We start from the raw sequence: 16,495 nt of genomic DNA, 5'->3' as shown, positions 1-16,495 counted from the left end.
TGAGTTGTTAGACGAAGAGCTAATTTCCGCCATTTGTATCTTTAAAAATTAAAGGCAAGTTACCTTGTCCTTTGGAGTAAGTGAGCAATGAAATTACCAATTTATCTTGATTATTCAGCAACAACACCGGTTGACCCGCGTGTGGCTGAAAAAATGATGCAATGTTTAACAATGGATGGGAACTTTGGTAACCCAGCGTCCCGTTCTCATCGTTTCGGCTGGCAAGCGGAAGAAGCGGTAGATATTGCTCGCAATCAAATCGCCGAATTAGTGGGCGCTGACCCACGTGAAATCGTGTTTACTTCAGGCGCAACTGAGTCTGATAACTTAGCGATTAAAGGCGCTGCTAATTTCTATAAAAAGAAAGGCAACCACATTATTACCTGTAAAACGGAACATAAAGCCGTTTTAGATACCTGCCGCCAATTAGAGCGTGAAGGTTTTGAAGTGACTTACTTGTCACCGCAAAGCAACGGTTTAATTGCTATGCAAGACCTACAAGACGCTATCCGTGAAGACACCATTTTAATTTCTATTATGCATGTTAATAATGAAATTGGTGTGGTGCAGGATATCGAAGCTATTGGTGAATTATGCCGTAGTAAAGGGATTATTTTCCACGTTGACGCAACTCAAAGCGTGGGCAAATTGCCCATCGACCTGAATGCGTTAAAAGTTGATTTAATGTCATTTTCTGCGCACAAACTCTATGGCCCAATGGGTATTGGGGCACTGTATGTCCGCCGTAAACCACGTGTTCGCCTTGAAGCACAACAGCACGGTGGTGGTCATGAGCGCGGTATGCGTTCTGGGACATTACCTGTACACCAAATCGTTGGTATGGGCGAAGCTTACCGTATTGCCAAAGAAGAAATGGCTGCGGAATCTGAACGCTTACGCGGTTTACGGTTACGTTTGTGGAACGGCATTAAAGATATCGAAGAAGTTTACCTCAATGGTGATTTAGAACACGGTGCGCCGCACATTCTGAACGTCAGCTTCAACTATGTTGAAGGTGAATCACTGATGATGTCATTAAAAGATTTGGCTGTATCTTCAGGTTCTGCATGTACTTCTGCAAGCCTAGAACCTTCTTATGTACTGCGCGCTTTAGGGATGAATGATGAGCTGGCACATAGCTCAATCCGTTTCTCTTTAGGTCGTTTCACGACAGAAGAAGAAATTGACTATGCAATCAAAATGATTCATGGCGCAATTGGCCACTTACGCGAGCTGTCTCCTTTATGGGAAATGTTCAAAGACGGCGTAGATCTTAACAGCATCGAATGGTCTCACCATTAATCAGACGGTTTCAGGAGTTTAAAAATGGCTTACAGTGAAAAAGTTATCGATCATTATGAAAACCCACGTAACGTTGGTTCGTTTGACAACAGCGACCCAAGCGTCGGTAGCGGTATGGTAGGTGCACCTGCCTGTGGTGACGTCATGAAATTACAGATTAAAGTAAATGATGACGGCATTATTGAAGATGCACGTTTTAAAACTTATGGTTGCGGTTCAGCAATTGCATCAAGTTCACTGGTGACTGAGTGGATGAAAGGCAAAAGTTTGGATGAAGCGGAGTCAATCAAAAATACAGCAATTGCAGAAGAGTTAGAATTACCACCAGTGAAAATTCACTGTTCAATTCTAGCGGAAGACGCAATTAAAGCTGCTATTGCTGATTACAAAAGCAAACGCCAAAGCAAATAAGTTTTTAATCAGTCTATAGGGCAACCCATATTAATAAATAACAACAAGTTATCGTCCTATAACTGGAACAATACTCATGCCATCTAGGCTAAACATCGCTGAGTTTCTTAGTTTAGAAATCGGGTGGGTATAAAATAATTTGAAGGCGGATGCGACTCATGAGTAGCATCTGCCTTGTTTGTTTCTAAAGTGAGGTTTGCAATGTCTATTTCTCTTACAGAAAGTGCTGCGCAGCGTATTCAATCCTTTCTGCAAAATCGTGGAAAAGGCGAAGGCTTGCGTTTAGGTGTAAGAACTTCAGGTTGTTCAGGAATGGCTTATGTTCTTGAATTCGCCGATATAATCAATGAAGAAGACACAGTTTTTGAAGATAAAGGCGTGAAGGTCATCGTCGATGGCAAGAGCATTGTTTATCTTGATGGTACTGAGCTGGATTTCGTTAAAGAAGGCTTAAACGAAGGGTTTAAATTTAATAACCCTAACGTCAATAGTGAATGCGGATGCGGTGAAAGTTTTCACGTATAATGCGTTCAATTAAGCCTAATTTTCGGCCAATCTCACTAGTATTAGCTTATTAGTGGTATTGGTAACCGGTTCGAGAAACTGAGCACTTATGGATTACTTTACTCTTTTTGGGGTGACCCCCACTTATGCCATCGATAGCGAACAACTGACGTTACGTTTTCAAGACTTACAGCGTCAATACCATCCTGACCGTTTTGCTACCTGTTCTGAACAGGAAAAAATGCAAGCACTGCAAAAAGCAGCAAATATTAATGCTGCCTACCAAGCCCTCCGTCATCCGCTAAAACGCGCGGAATATATGCTTTCATTGCATGGTTTTGATATTAATAACGAACAACATACTATGCATGACACGGCATTTTTGATGGAGCAGCTTGAGCTACGTGAAGAGTTAGACAATATTGAGAACAGTGATGATGCACTTGATCTGTTGGCTAAATTTATGCAAAACGTTAAACAAATGCAGCAAGCACGAAGTGCCATGATGGTGACAGAACTGGATGCCATGGAGTGGGAAAAAGCCGCTGATACAGTACGTAAACTACGTTTTCTCGATAAGCTTCAGCAGCAAGCGGAGCAACTCGAAGAACGATTACTAGATGAATTTTAAGAGAAAACGATTATGGCGTTACTACAAATCAGCGAACCCGGCATGACCGCAGCTCCGCATCAACGTAAATTAGCAGCAGGGATTGACCTCGGAACTACGCATTCTTTAATTGCCACCGTCAGAAGTGGTGAAGCCGCGGTTTTACCTGACAACCAAGGTCGCTTTTTATTACCATCGATTGTTAATTATCAATCCGAAAGCAAATTAGTGGGATGGGATGCGAAGCAACGTGCTGAGCAAGACCCCGTTAATACCATCATTTCTGTGAAACGTATGATGGGGCGCTCTCTAACCGATATTCAAAAACGTTATCCTGACTTGCCATATCAACTGAGCGCGAGCGAAAACGGTTTGCCATTTATTCAAACCGCGGCTGGCCAAGTCGATCCAATCCAAGTGTCTTCTGACATTCTAAGAACATTAGCAAAACGTGCAGAAGAAACCTTAGCGGGGGAAATGGATGGCGTAGTGATCACGGTTCCTGCTTATTTCGATGATGCTCAGCGTCAAGGTACGAAAGATGCGGCTCGTCTTGCAGGCTTACATGTATTACGTTTGCTGAATGAACCGACTGCCGCCGCGATTGCTTACGGATTAGATTCAGGGCAAGAAGGGGTGATCGCGGTATATGATTTAGGCGGTGGGACTTTTGATGTGTCCATTTTGCGCCTGAGCCGTGGAGTCTTCGAGGTGTTGGCGACGGGGGGCGACGCAGCACTTGGTGGTGATGATTTCGACCAAGTATTGGCACAGTGGATTGCTGAACAGGCAGGCGTTTCATTACAAGGCGATCACCATTTAAATCGTCAGTTATTAAATGTGGCGACAGAAACGAAAATTGCCTTAAGTGCATCTGAAGTTGCGACGATCACCCTTGGTGATTGGCAAGGTGAAATTCAACGTGAACAGTTTGAAGCACTTATTGAAACTCATGTTAAACGCACTTTAATGGCTTGTCGTCGTGCATTGAAAGATGCAGGTGTTGAAGCGCAAGAGGTACTGAACGTTGTTATGGTCGGTGGCTCGACTCGCGTGCCATTAGTACGCCAAAAAGTCGGGGAGTTTTTCGGTAAATCACCTCTGACATCCATCGACCCAGATAAAGTCGTAGCGATTGGCGCCGCCATTCAAGCGGATATCTTAGTAGGGAACAAACCCGACAGCGAAATGTTGTTATTGGACGTGATCCCGTTATCCCTTGGTCTAGAGACCATGGGGGGATTGGTTGAAAAAGTGATCCCGCGTAATACGACGATCCCAGTTGCTCGTGCTCAAGAATTTACCACATTTAAAGATGGGCAAACGGCGATGAGCGTTCATGTGGTGCAAGGTGAACGTGAAATGGTAGCAGATTGTCGTTCATTAGCTCGCTTTACCTTGCGTGATATTCCTGCAATGGCAGCTGGTGGTGCGCATATTCGTGTGACTTTCCAAGTGGATGCGGATGGGCTATTAAGTGTTAGCGCTATGGAGAAATCCACGGGTGTAGAAGCCTCTATTCAAGTTAAGCCATCATATGGGTTAACGGATAATGAAATTTCAAACATGATTAAAGATTCAATGACTAACGCGCAAGATGACTTAAATGCGCGCCGCCTAGCGGAGCAAAAAGTTGAAGCAGCAAGAGTGCTTGAAAGTTTAACGAGCGCATTAGCCCAAGATGGCAATTTACTGACGCCAGAAGAAGAGTCAGGAATTGATAATGCGGTCAATGAGTTAATTAAAGCGGTTGAGGGTACAGACCCAATCGCAATTGAAAATGCCATTAAACAACTGGATAAGCAATCGCAGGAGTTTGCCGCGCGTCGTATGGATACCTCCATTCGCCAAGCGTTGTCAGGCCATTCTGTGGATGAGATATAATTATGCCTAAAATAGTTTTTTTACCTCATAGTGATTTATGTCCAGACGGTGCGGTTGTCGAAGCACAAGAAGGCGAATCTATTTTAAATGTTGCACTACGCAGCGGTATTGAGCTTGAGCACGCCTGTGAAAAATCCTGTGCTTGTACAACTTGTCATTGTATCGTTCGTGAAGGTTTTGACTCACTGGAAGAAAGTAGTGAACTCGAAGATGACATGTTAGACAAAGCATGGGGACTAGAGCCAGAAAGTCGTCTAAGTTGTCAGGCGCTGGTGACGGATGAGGATTTAGTGGTAGAGATACCAAAATATACTATCAATCACGCCCGCGAACACTGATTTTTGTCATACTTCACGCTGTAGCGTTGTTGGCTTCTTTCACTAACCCTAGTCACATACTTGTGTATGCTCCTAGGGATTAGCTCAATTTGCCGCCTAGCTACAACGTGAATTATTTAAAAAATCGAAGTGCTTGTTATGCATTGTCATACTTCACGCTGTAGTGTTGTTGGCTTCTTTCACTAACCCTAGTCACATACTTGTGTATGCTCCTAGGGATTAGCTCAATTTGCCGCCTAGCTACAACGTGAATTATTTAAAAAATCGAAGTGCTTGTTATGCATTGTCATACTTCACGCTGTAGTGTTGTTGGCTTCTTTCACTAACCCTAGTCACATACTTGTGTATGCTCCTAGGGATTAGCTCAATTTGCCGCCTAGCTACAACGTGAATTATTTAAAAAATCGAAGTGCTTGTTATGCATTGTCATACTTCACGCTGTAGCGTTGTTGGCTTCTTTCACTAACCCTAGTCACATACTTTTGTATGCTCCTAGGGATTAGCTCATTTGCTGCCTAGCTACAACGTGAATTATTTAAAAAATCGAAGTGCTTGTTATGCATTGTCATACTTCACGCTGTAGCGTTGTTGGCTTCTTTCACTAGCCCTAGTCACATACTTTTGTATGCTCCTAGGGATTAGCTCAATTTGCCGCCTAGCTACACACAAACTATTTAGAGCATGACTAAAATTAGAGCACTGAATGACTTGTATGAAGTACATAAATGTCTCTGACAGATATAGATAAGAGAGGGTGTCGTGAGTTTAAAATGGTCAAATAGCCGTGAAATCGGAGAGGCACTGTATGACGCATTTCCCGATGTTGATCCAAAAACGGTGCGCTTTACCGATATGCACCAGTGGATTTGCGATTTAGACGAATTTGATGATGATCCGCAAAAATCGAATGAAAAAATCCTAGAAGCGATTTTGTTAGTTTGGCTGGATGAATTCGAATAACGAGGGATTTATTCTAAAGACCGAGCGACTATTAGAAATAGTGCTCGGTTTTTTATTTTATATCAGCACTATAATGATATCCCTATTGGCATTTATCAGTTAAGGTAATGCCATCTGCTGACAGAATAAATGGGCTTTTGCTGTCTGCAAAAATAGACAAAGTGAGAAAAACGATGACAAAACAAATTATGCCAGTAATGATTTCTTGTGAGCCAGCTGCACCTTGTTGGGGCGAAGGCGCATTGTTAAGCTCTAGCGATAAAGGGATGACAATCCACCTGAAACATGCAGGTAAATTATGTGCAGTACAAAGCGCTGGCCGTAAATTAGATGGCCAAGGGATCCGCAATGTTGCTTTGGCTGGCGAAGGCTGGGATTTAGAAAAAAGCTGGGCATTTTGGCAAGGTTTTCGTGCACCAAAAGGGGCTAGAACGATTGAATGGCCTGTATTGCCAGAAGCGGATCGTAAAGAGTTAGAAAACCGTATTCGTACCATTGATTGGGTACGTGATGTCATTAATGCACCGGCAGAAGAGTTAGGGCCAGAGCAACTCGCACAACGCGCCATTGATTTACTCTGCACGGTGGGCGCACAAGATATTAGTTACCGTATTATTAAAGGTGATGATTTATTAGAACAAGGTTATACCGGTATTCATACGGTTGGTCGCGGTTCAAGTCGTCCACCGGTCTTTTTAGCGTTAGATTACAACCCAGGTGCGAACCCAAATGCCCCTGTTTTTGCTGCGTTAGTGGGTAAAGGTATTACCTTTGACTCAGGTGGCTATAGCATCAAACCTTCCTCTTCAATGAATTCAATGAAAGCGGATATGGGTGGTGCTGCAACATTAGCGGGTTCGTTGGCATTGGCGATTTCGCGTGGCTTACAAAAACGCGTGAAAATGTTCCTGTGTATTGCTGACAATATGGTTAGCGGCAATGCATTCAAGCTGGGTGATATTATTCGTTACCGTAATGGTAAGTCTGTTGAAATTATGAATACAGATGCGGAAGGTCGTTTAGTACTAGCCGATGGCCTGATTGATGCGAGCAAAGAAAAACCAACGTTGATCATCGATGCAGCAACCTTGACAGGCGCAGCGAAAATGGCTGTGGGTAATGACTACCATTCAGTATTGAGCTTTGATGATAAGTTAGTCGCTGACTTAATGAATGCGTCAGATGCAGAGTTCGAATTATTTTGGCGCTTACCATTAGCTGAATTCCATCGCCAACAATTACCGTCAGGCTTTGCCGATTTAAACAACATTGCAGCGCCATCTCATACCGCGGGTGCAAGTACAGCGGCTGCCTTTTTATCGCACTTTGTTGAAAATTATCGTCAAAACTGGGTACATATTGACTGCTCAGCAACTTACCGTAAATCCGCAGTTAGCTTATGGGCTGAGGGCGCAACCGGTACAGGTGTAAGAACATTGGCTAACTTATTAATCAGTAAATCAAAGTAGCGAATGTTTGATTGATAACAGGCACGGAAAGGTGACTTTTCGTGCCTATTTTTTTATCTTGACGTATTTGCGAGTATAGTAAGCGATTCTTTTTAATAGCAGGGGATTGACAATGTCGCAGCAATCGAATAATAACAGTTCCAACCAAGAAACTGAGATCCAATTTACTGAATTAACCGTGCCAAAAGGTTCATCACTTAAATTAAGTGTGTTAGAAGAACAGCCACAAGCCATTGTTGAGGCGCTGACTGAATTTTTTAAACAATACAAAGTGGTTAGACGCGGTTTTATGGTTTCCGCAATAGAGAACGATGACGCGCAAGAAACGCCTATCTTAATGATAGCATTGGAATTTACCGCAGGAGCGGAAAATATTGATACCATTATTCATGAGGCGGGAACACTTGCTTGTGAGTTCTTAGCTGATGACGAATCTATTGATTTTTGTGTGGTGAATGAAAATGAGCAAGGTGTTAGCCACTTTATTACTCAACACGTTCAACCTTTTTATCAGCGTCGTCTTGGTAGCTTCTTACGAGATACAATCCCAGTAAAAAATACCTAATAATTTCATGTATAGAGTGAGGAAAATACTTTTCTCACTCATAAAATGCATATTGGTCATTAATTAAATATATATTCTGCTTACTATTTAAAAAATATTATTTCATTTCTCTGTTTTTCTCTCCCATCATTTTTCCGTTTTGTCTGATAGGTGTTCTTATTACATTCTGTTAAATTATATTGATAATTAAAACACTATCAGCAGCATTTATCTGTGTGTATTTTAAACGATTTAAACGTATATAGTGTGGTTTTAACCTTCTGTTAAAACCGTAAAAATAGAATACATTTTAACTAATTAAAGGGCGGGCGGTAATGAAACAACAATCAAGTTGGGCTTCATTGGCGGGTCTAAAAACCAAAAAACGTTATTTAGCACTTGCGTTAGCATCGGTCGTGGCATTGGCCGGTTGTGATAATGCAGATGAAACAACCAAAAATGAGCCAAATGTTTCAACAACAGCGCCAGAAAACCAAACCAAAACAGCGCCAGTTGCAGAACAGAAAAAAGTAGCACCGAAACTTTCCACTGAAGAAATGGTAAAAAAATATGCAGGGAAAGATTTAACCATTTTGGATGCATCTGAATTACAACTTGATGGTGCAAGTGCCATGGTGGTGACATTCTCCGTGCCATTGCAAGCCAACCAAGACTTCGGCCAGTTTATTAACCTTATTGATGTTAAATCAGGAAAATTGGATGGAGCTTGGGAGCTGTCTGATAACCAGATGGAACTACGCTTCCGTCACCTTCCACCCTCTAAAGAGTTAAATCTAGCCATTAACCCAGGTATTAAAGCGGTTAATGAGCGTACAACGACCGACAGTTTTGAGAAAAAACTGACCACAGCGCAAATTATCCCAACCGTTGGCTTTGCAAGTAAAGGCTCCTTATTACCGAGCAAGGTCGCCCAAGGCTTACCTGTGATAGCCTTGAACGTTGATAAAGTCGACGTCAATTTCTTCCGTGTAGATGAAAAGCAATTGCCACAATTTTTAGCGCAGTGGCAATATCGCAGTAATTATGAGTATTGGTATTCAGAAGAGTTTCTCGACAAAGTGGAGCTGGCTTATACCGGCCGCTTTGATTTAAACCCAGATAAAAATACCCGCCAAACCATTTTGCTGCCACTCAAAGATGTCAAAGAGTTGCAGCAAGATGGCGTATATTTGGCCATCATGCAAAAAGCAGGCAGCTATAGTTATCAATTCCCTGCGACCGTCTTCACATTGAGTGATATTGGTGTGTCACTACACAGTTACCAAGACCGTGTCGACATTTTCACTCAATCCTTAGCGAAAGGCTCCGCAATTAAAGGTGTTGAGCTGCGTATTTTGGATGAAAAAGGCCAGTTAGTGACAAAAGGCACGACAGATGGCGATGGTCATGCCCAGTTAGATAAATTAGCGGGTGGAAAATTATTACTGGCAACCCACGAAGGGCAAACCAGTATGATTGATTTAACTCAGCCTGCACTTGATTTATCTGAATTCGACATTTCAGGGCCGGAAGGCTACGCAAAACAATTTTTCACCTTTGGGCCTCGTGATTTATATCGTCCGGGTGAATTGCTACTGGTCAATGGTTTATTGCGTGATGGTGATGGTAATCCGGTTAAAACTCAACCAGTTAAAGTTGATGTATTAAAAACGGATGGGCAAGTGGTTCGTAGCTTTGTTTGGCAGCCGGAAGAAAACCAAAATGGGCTATATCAATATCAATTTGAAATCCCTAAAAATGCAGAGACAGGCGGTTGGTCACTGCGCTTTGATTTAGGTGATGGCTCGCCACTGCGTTATTACAAATTTAATGTTGAAGATTTCATGCCTGAACGTATGGCGCTAGAAATCGTTGGTAGCGATGTGCCGCGTTTAACTGATCAATCCGTGGATTTTGATATTCAAGGGCGTTATTTATATGGTGCGCCAGCGGCAGATAACCAGTTACAAGGCCAAATTGTGTTAAAGGCCAATCGCGAAGCGGTAGCAAAATTACCGGGCTTTGAATTTGGTGCTGTCAACGAAGAGGGCTTACCACGTAAGTTGGATGAGTTTGACTTAACGCTGGACAGCAACGGTGAAACGGTGATTTCAATTCCAAACAGTAATTGGAGTTCAACACGTTCACCAATTTCAGCTGTTTTACAAGCAAGTTTGCTTGAAGCAGGTGGACGTCCAGTGACGCGTCGTGCTGAGCAAGCCATTTGGCCGGCGGAAAAATTGGTCGGTATTCGCCCATTATTTGCTAAGAAAGAAATTTATGATTACCGCACAGACCGTTATGTCAAACGCCATAATGTAGATGAAAACTCGCTTGCTGAGTTTGAATTAGTCATGGCAGATGCGGCGGGTAATAAACTGGCGGCAGAAAACTTAACAGCGCGCTTAGTGTACGAACGCCGTGATTATTACTGGAGTTGGTCTGAAAGTGGTGGCTGGTCTTCAAATTATGACCAAAAAGACCTCGTTATGGCGAATGAAAATATTGTCATCGCCAAAGACGGGACTGCGAAAGTGTCTTTCCCTGTGGATTGGGGCGCATTCCGCCTAGAAGTCGTCAACCCAGAAAATCAGCTCGTGTCGAGTGTCCAGTTCTGGGCAGGGTATTCATGGCAAGATAATACGGGGGGAAGTGGTTCAGTTCGCCCTGACCAAGTGAAACTTAGCCTAAATAAACCTGCGTACTTACCGGGTGAAAAAGCCAAAGTTCGCATTGAATCCCCTAAAGCAGGTAAAGGATATATATTGCTCGAGTCGAGTAATGGCCCACTGTGGTGGGAAGAAATCGACGTGCCAGAAAAGGGCTTAGACGTTGAAATTCCAGTCAATAAAGAGTGGGCTCGTCATGACCTCTACGTCTCAGCAGTTGTGGTTCGCCCAGGAGATGACTCTAAAGAAGCCACGGTGAAACGTGCGGTGGGTGTCTTGCATTTACCGATTGCAGATGAGAACCGTAAAATAGCGTTGGCTCTAACGACGCCAGACAAAATGCGTCCTAATCAAGACTTGACGGTAAAAATTAAAGCGACCGCACAAGACGGAAAACCATTACCTGAAAAAGTGAATGTGTTGTTATCAGCGGTAGATACTGGTGTATTGAATATCACGGATTTCAAAACCCCAGACCCGTATGACGCTTTCTTTGGCCGTAAGCGCTATAGTGTTGACCAATATGACGTTTATGGTCACTTAATTGAAGGCCAAGGTAAGGTTGCTAACCTGCGCTTTGGTGGTGACAGCGAAGAGGCGGCATTAGAGCGTGGTGGTATGAAGCCACTCACTGAAGTGCAAATTATTGCTGAGCAGGCTAAGCCTGTCACATTAAATAAAGACGGTGAGGGTGAAATTAGCCTTGCTATCCCTGATTTTAATGGCGAACTCCGCGTGATGGCGCAAGCATGGAATGAAAAAGAGTTCGGCCATGCAGATAGCAAAGTGATTGTCGCGGCACCATTAGTGACACAAATGTCGATGCCACGATTTATGGCTGGCGGTGATAAGTCTTACTTTGCACTTGATTTGACCAATATGACGGATAACACGCAGAATGTGACCGTCAACTTCAAGGCATCAGGAATGGTAAAACTTGATGGTGTCAGTAGCCGTGAGTTAGCGTTACCGAAAGGCAAACGCACCACGATTAACTTACCGGTCAAAGCAGACTACGGCTTTGGTGAAGGCGAAGTGTCGATGACCATTAATGGCATTAACATTCAAGGCGAAGCCAATAAAGATTACAGCAACAGTTGGAAAGTTGGCGTTCGTCCGGCACAACCGGCAGAAACCGTTTCGTTTGCAACCGCTATTGAGCCAGGTACCTCATGGGCACTGCCAATTAACCAGATTGCGGGCCTACAACCAGATACCATTGAAGGGCAAGTGCTATTAACGAGCCGTCCACCGTTAGATGTTTCTCGTTATATTAGAGAGTTATTTGCTTACCCATATGGTTGCTTGGAGCAAACTATCAGCGGGTTATATCCATCATTATTCTCAACTCAAGCTGAGCTGAATAAGATAGGGATTAAAACGCAGACGGATGCAGACCGCCATAAAGCGATTGAAATTGGTATTCCGCATTTGTTAAGTATGCAACGTAATGATGGCGGTTTCTCGTTATGGGATAGAAACGGCCGCGAAGAGTATTGGTTAACCGCATATGCAGCGGATTTCTTGAATAAAGCGAATCAACGTGGGTTTACGGTTCCCCAAGAAGCTATCAGTAACGCAAACACGCGCTTATTGAGCTATTTACAAGATGGCAACCAAATCAATTATCCTTATACGGAAAATCAGGCAGGCGCGCGTTTCGCAACCCAAGCTTATGCAGGCTTAGTATTGGCGTCACAGCAAAAAGCACCTCTAGGTGCATTACGTCAACTTTATAACCAAAGAGATCATGCCGCGAGTGGCTTACCACTTGTTCAGTTAGGCGTTGCGTTGAACTTGATGGGGGATAAATCACGTGGTGAGAGCGCGGTGATTGACGGGCTGAAAAAACAGCGTAATCGCTACAGTTATGTCGGGGATTACGGCTCAGTGATCCGTGACGATGCGATGATTGTTGCGCTGTTAAATGAATATAATTTAATGCCAAAATCGCGCGACCAAAAACTGCAAACTTTGTCTAATAATTTGACTTCTCAACGTTATTTCTCGACACAAGAGAGCAACGCGTTGTACTTAGCGGGCCGTTTCTACTTAAATGAAAGTGAAGCTCCATGGAAAGCAACGATTAATGGCCAAGAACCTCCGATGGTTTCAGATAAACCTGTGAGTGAGTTCCTGAGCAAAGGTCAATTAGAAACAGGCTATAGCATCGAAAACAGTGGAACCAATACCCTGTATACACGCTTAAACGTAGTGGGGTATCCGCAACATTCACCGAAACCAAGTTCGAACGTATTAGGTATCACTCGTAGTTACTATGATATGAAAGGCAATCGCATTTCATTAGATAGACTAAGAAGCGGTGAAATGGTGGTGGTTAAGCTGGAAGTTCAGGCATCCCAAAGTGTGCCAGATGCGCTAGTGGTTGACTTGCTGCCTGCGGGCTTAGAACTAGAAAACCAAAATTTAGCGAACAGTAGCGCTAATTTGAGTGAATCTGCACCGAACCTGCAAGAACTGATTGATGATATGCAACAATCACAAATTCGCCATATGGAATACCGTGATGACCGTTTTGTGGCTGCCGTTGAAGTACAGCAATATCGACCAACGACATTAGTCTACTTAGCGCGGGCAGTGACACCGGGTGTGTATAGCATTCCAGTACCACAAGTTGAATCAATGTATGTCCCTGACTGGCGTGCGACTGGCTATTCTGATGGCCAATTAGAAATCGTTCGTTAATCTCCTCTTAAAGCCCTTATATTAATACTCAAGATATAAGGGCTCTTTTAATTTATTTTCGGTACTCCCATCAATGAAAAAATGGTTACGCCGCACAGGCATTACACTGGTTCTGTTGGTCATTATTTTGCCACTGGCTTTTCTAGCGGCTGATAAAATCTGGCCGTTGCCGATTAAGCAAATTGAAATGGCACGAACCGTGGTTGCAGCGGATGGCACACCATTGTGGCGCTTTGCAGACAAAGAGGGTATTTGGCGCTTTCCGGTTACACTCGAGGAGGTTTCTCCTGATTTTATCGAAGCGTTATTAACCTATGAAGATCGCCATTTTTATCGCCATCCGGGGGTAAACCCGTTTTCGCTAGTTAGGGCTGCGGGGCAGTTTGTGAGTTCTGGGCGCATTGTGTCAGGCGGTAGTACCATTTCGATGCAAGTTGCGCGGTTAATTGACCCCCATGAAAGAACATTGGGTGGTAAGCTAAAACAACTTTGGCGTACGGCTCAGCTTGAGTACCACTATTCAAAAGATGAAATTTTAGAGATGTATTTAAACCGCGCTCCGTATGGCGGAACGATTGAAGGGATTGGCGCCGCTAGCTGGGTATATTTGAATAAGTCACCGGCAAAATTGACAGCGAGTGAAGCGGCTCTCTTTGCTGTTTTACCCCAAGCCCCTAGCCGCTTAAGGCCAGACCGTTATCCAGAAAGAGCACAAGCCGCTCGTGATAAGGTGTTAGACCGGTTAGAGGAATACCAGGTCTGGAGCCCTGAAAAAGTTACTGATATTAAACAAGAACAGATTTGGTTAGCACCGCGAAAGAATCCACATTCAGCCCCCTTGCTGGCAAGGCGGGTGACCAAGGGGACGCAAGAGTCCATCATTGAAACCACTATCGATGCCAGCTTACAAAGGCAGCTGGAAGATATGGCAATGAATTGGAAAAACCAACTGCCAAAACAAACGTCACTGGGGATTTTGGTGGTCGATCATACGGATATGGCCGTGAAAGCGTATATTGGCTCCATTGATTTCCAAGATGATAGCCGTTTTGGGCATGTCGATATGGTAAGCGCTTGGCGCTCCCCCGGCTCAACGTTAAAACCATTTTTATATGCATTAGCGATGGATGATGGGCTTATCCACGCGGAATCGTTATTACAAGATGTTCCGCGGCGCTTTAATGATTATCGTCCCGGTAACTTTGACAGTGGTTTTAATGGCCCTGTGAGTGTCAGCGATGCATTAGTTCGCTCATTGAATTTACCCGTAGTGCAGTTGTTAGATGTGTATGGCAGTAAACGATTTACGGCTCAACTCCGCAATGTTGGGACTGAACTGCGCTTTCCGTTAGGCAGCGAGCCAAATTTGTCGCTAATTTTAGGCGGGACAGCTACACGGATGGAAGATTTGGTTTCCGCTTACAGCGCATTTGCGCGAAAAGGTAATGTGTCACCGCTGCGCTTTAAACCCACCGATGAAATTCGTGATAGAGCGCTGATGTCACCGGGCGCAGCATGGATAGTGCGCCGAATTATGGGTGGGGAAGCTCGTCCTGTACCGGATCCTAATTTATCAGGGCAAATAAATTTGGCATGGAAAACAGGGACCAGCTATGGTTATCGTGATGCGTGGGCGATTGGTGTTAATCCACGTTATACCATCGGTGTTTGGGTTGGGCGGCCTGATGCCACGCCTGTTGCAGGGCAGTTAGGTTTCGCCACAGCGATCCCTATTATGAATCAAATAAATGGCATGTTACTGAGCAAAATTTACCAATCACATGAGCCGTTACCAAAAGATGTGAAACCTGCCAGTGTAAGCCAAGCGGTGATTTGCTGGCCGGGTGGCACAGCATTGCTGAAAGATGACAATAATTGCCGCCAAAGGCGTCTTAGCTGGATCTTGGATAATACGATCCCACCGACTTTAATGGCGCGAGACCAAGAGTCGTTATTAGGATTAAGGCAAAAAATTTGGGTCAATGAGAAAGGGCTCCAAGTTGCGGCTGATTGCCCGAATGCCCAAGAAAAAGAAGTGCATTTATGGCCAATTACGGTGGAGTCATGGTTACCAAACAGTGAAAAACGGGAAAATCGGTTACCTAAAGCGGATTCAGTTTGTCCTCCTATGAAGTTAGAAATGCCGCCATTATTGATTTCTGGTATACGTGATGGTGAAGTATTACAGCGTTTACCTGGTAAAACTAGCTTAGACTTGCGTTTAGTCACACAGGGTGGGCAAGGGCAGAAATGGTGGTTTTTAAACGGAGAACAAGTGAATACAACCGAGCAAAACGGTTCTATTTTGCTAACACTCGATAAAAGTGGAAGCTACCAAATTTCAGTATTAGATTTAAGCGGCCAAGTAACGGCAATAAGCTTTAGAGTGAAGTAATAGATGAAAAACGTGACTTACCCGAAAAAATAGTGTTTTTTGCTATAAAAAGTTTAACAAAATGTTGTTGTGACTGTAGGAAATTGTAATCAGAGCCCCTATAATCATCGCCTTATTTTTCTTTTTCCTAGATAGGGTTGCCTTTGAAGTCTAAAGGTCTAACAATAGAATTAGAAATAATATAAAAAACTACAACATGCCTATTTTAAGTTCTTACATCCTAAGTTACAGGGAAGAATAAAGAATAAAGGCCTAATGAATCGCTAAGAGGTTATTTATGACTGTTCAACGTACATTTTCTATTATTAAACCAAACGCTGTGAAGAAAAACGTTATTGGTGCAATCTACAACCGTTTTGAAAGCGCGGGTTTCACTATTATCGCTGCTAAAATGATGCATTTGACTCGTGAGCAAGCTGAAGGCTTCTACGCTGAACACAAAGGCCGTCCTTTCTTTGAAGGTCTGGTTGAATTTATGACTTCAGGCCCTATCATGCTGCAAGTGTTAGAAGGTGAAAATGCAATCCAACGTCACCGTGACCTGATGGGCGCAACTAACCCAGATAACGCATTAGCGGGTACTTTACGCGCAGACTACGCGGACAGCTTCACTGAAAACGCAACTCACGGTTCAGACTCTGAAGAATCTGCGGCACGTGAAATCGCATATTTCTTCACTGCGGATGAAATCTGCCCACGCTAA

The 16,495-nt window shown here is 43.6% G+C and carries 12 protein-coding genes; all 12 read left to right on the top strand.

Features of this window, described 5'->3' with window-relative positions:
* Nucleotides 1–87: 87 nt before the first annotated feature.
* On the top strand, nucleotides 88–1,302 hold the full coding sequence (locus tag G6Q48_RS16035; RefSeq protein ID WP_004264915.1) for an IscS subfamily cysteine desulfurase: 1,215 nt from the start codon (nucleotides 88–90) through the stop codon (nucleotides 1,300–1,302).
* A gap of 24 nt (nucleotides 1,303–1,326) precedes the next feature.
* Complete coding sequence (gene iscU / locus G6Q48_RS16030) at nucleotides 1,327–1,713, top strand: Fe-S cluster assembly scaffold IscU (RefSeq protein WP_004264914.1); 387 nt, start codon at nucleotides 1,327–1,329, stop codon at nucleotides 1,711–1,713.
* A 201-nt stretch (nucleotides 1,714–1,914) separates the two neighbouring features.
* The gene (gene iscA, locus G6Q48_RS16025) at nucleotides 1,915–2,238 is read left to right on the top strand and encodes an iron-sulfur cluster assembly protein IscA (RefSeq protein WP_004264913.1); all 324 of its coding nucleotides are present in this window, start codon (nucleotides 1,915–1,917) and stop codon (nucleotides 2,236–2,238) included.
* A gap of 88 nt (nucleotides 2,239–2,326) precedes the next feature.
* Entirely contained in the window at nucleotides 2,327–2,848 is a 522-nt protein-coding gene (gene hscB / locus G6Q48_RS16020) for a co-chaperone HscB (RefSeq protein ID WP_166267538.1), read from the top strand.
* 12 nt (nucleotides 2,849–2,860) lie between these two features.
* Entirely contained in the window at nucleotides 2,861–4,711 is a 1,851-nt protein-coding gene (gene hscA, locus G6Q48_RS16015; RefSeq protein WP_166267536.1) for a Fe-S protein assembly chaperone HscA, read from the top strand.
* Between the two features lie 2 nt (nucleotides 4,712–4,713).
* Nucleotides 4,714–5,049, top strand: coding sequence for an ISC system 2Fe-2S type ferredoxin (gene fdx / locus G6Q48_RS16010; RefSeq protein ID WP_042844637.1), 336 nt, complete (start codon nucleotides 4,714–4,716; stop codon nucleotides 5,047–5,049).
* A gap of 759 nt (nucleotides 5,050–5,808) precedes the next feature.
* Entirely contained in the window at nucleotides 5,809–6,009 is a 201-nt protein-coding gene (iscX, locus tag G6Q48_RS16005; RefSeq protein ID WP_166267534.1) for a Fe-S cluster assembly protein IscX, read from the top strand.
* Nucleotides 6,010–6,182: 173 nt separating this feature from the next.
* Entirely contained in the window at nucleotides 6,183–7,478 is a 1,296-nt protein-coding gene (gene pepB / locus G6Q48_RS16000; RefSeq protein ID WP_166267532.1) for an aminopeptidase PepB, read from the top strand.
* Between the two features lie 112 nt (nucleotides 7,479–7,590).
* The gene (locus G6Q48_RS15995) at nucleotides 7,591–8,043 is read left to right on the top strand and encodes an enhanced serine sensitivity protein SseB C-terminal domain-containing protein (protein ID WP_102137549.1); all 453 of its coding nucleotides are present in this window, start codon (nucleotides 7,591–7,593) and stop codon (nucleotides 8,041–8,043) included.
* A gap of 314 nt (nucleotides 8,044–8,357) precedes the next feature.
* On the top strand, nucleotides 8,358–13,397 hold the full coding sequence (locus G6Q48_RS15990; RefSeq protein ID WP_166267530.1) for an alpha-2-macroglobulin family protein: 5,040 nt from the start codon (nucleotides 8,358–8,360) through the stop codon (nucleotides 13,395–13,397).
* A 73-nt stretch (nucleotides 13,398–13,470) separates the two neighbouring features.
* Nucleotides 13,471–15,792 (top strand): peptidoglycan glycosyltransferase PbpC, encoded by a 2,322-nt coding sequence (gene pbpC / locus G6Q48_RS15985; protein WP_166267528.1) that lies wholly within the window; start codon nucleotides 13,471–13,473, stop codon nucleotides 15,790–15,792.
* A gap of 277 nt (nucleotides 15,793–16,069) precedes the next feature.
* Nucleotides 16,070–16,495, top strand: coding sequence for a nucleoside-diphosphate kinase (ndk, locus tag G6Q48_RS15980; RefSeq protein ID WP_004264899.1), 426 nt, complete (start codon nucleotides 16,070–16,072; stop codon nucleotides 16,493–16,495).

Source organism: Providencia sp. M-27, assembly GCF_011077905.1.
In the GTDB taxonomy this organism is placed as follows: Bacteria; Pseudomonadota; Gammaproteobacteria; order Enterobacterales; family Enterobacteriaceae; genus Providencia; species Providencia huaxiensis.
The sequence above is the reverse complement of the archived record's forward strand: the minus strand, read 5'-3'. Positions and strand labels throughout refer to the sequence as shown.